The sequence below is a fragment of the Tatumella sp. JGM130 genome, from assembly GCF_018257525.1.
Lineage (GTDB): Bacteria > Pseudomonadota > Gammaproteobacteria > Enterobacterales > Enterobacteriaceae > Tatumella > Tatumella punctata.
The window spans coordinates 1-1316 of record NZ_JAERJS010000076.1 but is presented as its reverse complement, the minus strand read 5'-3'; the positions used below and the strand labels follow the sequence as shown (position 1 = coordinate 1316).

Genomic DNA, 1316 nt, shown 5'->3' with positions numbered 1-1316 from the left:
TCTTCATAGATTTCTCCCCGATTCAGGTTAGTAGAAAATTCTACTTATGAACACAACGGTTTTTCGGGGGGATTACCTTACCGTGCCTTCCAGATATTTTTTTCCACTTAAAAATCTGGCTGGAAAGCAAAATAGCCCTTTATCATAAGAGCTACTTTTTAGTTAATTCGATTGCATTTTAAGGATGATCAATAAGCTAATAAAACTTATCAAGCCTATAATCAAAGCTGTGTATTTTATATAGAACCAAGAGATCTCATTAGTCTTTAGATTTTTAAAGAATGAAATTTCTTCTTCTTTCAGTGTCCTTTTTGTTGCTGGGAACTTAGGGAAGATAAGAGCACTCATAAGAAAAGATTCCTTATACCCCCAAAAGAAAAAACTACCACCTTTACCAGCAGTCATAGAAAAAGGCATATACCCAAACTGTTTTTTGAACTTATCAGCAATGAGATCGAATTTACGTTCTGTAAATTTACCATAGATAAGATAAAATGCTAGCGAAGCTACAAATGTTGCAGCTAAGCATAATATGAGCATGTCTATCGATTTCATTTCGAACCTTCGATAACATTATAAATAGTACTTCCTACTTTTTCTCCACCCCAGCCGCCAGCCTCACCCCCTACGTAACCTAATGTGCCACCTGCTATAACAGCACATGCTAAACCACCTACGCCAGCAGTTCCAACACCAATAGCTATACATAGTGGAACAGCTATACCACCTGCAATGATACCTCCACCAGTACCACCAACAAAGCTACTTATTTCAGTATATTTTTTCTGCGTACATTCAGCTTCTCGACCAACAGAACAAGCCTCATTTATTTCATTAATTGAGTGAAGGGCACTAAAACCTATTCCCACATAACCAGTGTATCGCATTGCTTTAACATATTTAACGGATCGTTCTAAGTGAGTTGCATAACCTTCAATATCCTTGATCCCTGTTTCATTCCATTTATGAGTAATAGAACTAGTAGACAGACCAAGAGCATTTTTTATTTTAGTGTATTCACCAAATTTCATAGCTTTATTAAGGAAGCCTATTTTTAATTCTCGATCAAGTTCCTTAAATAGTTGAGCACGTTTTACATAGAACTGCTCACCAATCAAAGCACCTCTTGTCATATAGGTGTTTTTATATGTTTCTTGAATTTCTTTGAGAATCCTTTCTATGTTCTCGAAATACTTTCCTACTGGATCAGCAGCAAGGCCAATTCCTTTATCAGCGATGCTAAATAGCTGCGCCAAATAGTAGATCACTTTAAGGGAACTCAGCCCGGATTGTGCGATCTGATCAATCGCCAAACA

1 protein-coding gene and 1 pseudogene are annotated in these 1316 nt (G+C 36.9%); both read right to left on the bottom strand.

Translation table 11 applies throughout. The features are described 5' to 3' along the window. Positions 1 to 162 precede the first annotated feature (162 nt). A complete protein-coding gene (locus tag JK211_RS16975) occupies positions 163 to 555 on the bottom strand; it encodes a hypothetical protein (RefSeq protein ID WP_249213207.1) in 393 nt (130 codons plus the stop codon). Further along, positions 552 to 1316, bottom strand: a pseudogene (locus tag JK211_RS16700) (PAAR domain-containing protein); the annotation flags it as partial. The gene JK211_RS16975 and the pseudogene JK211_RS16700, both read right to left, overlap by 4 nt.

Excerpts from the sequence above, each read along its gene's own strand:
- JK211_RS16975 (WP_249213207.1), bottom strand. The coding sequence starts at position 555 with ATGAAATCGATAGACATGCTCATATTATGCTTAGCTGCAACATTTGTA.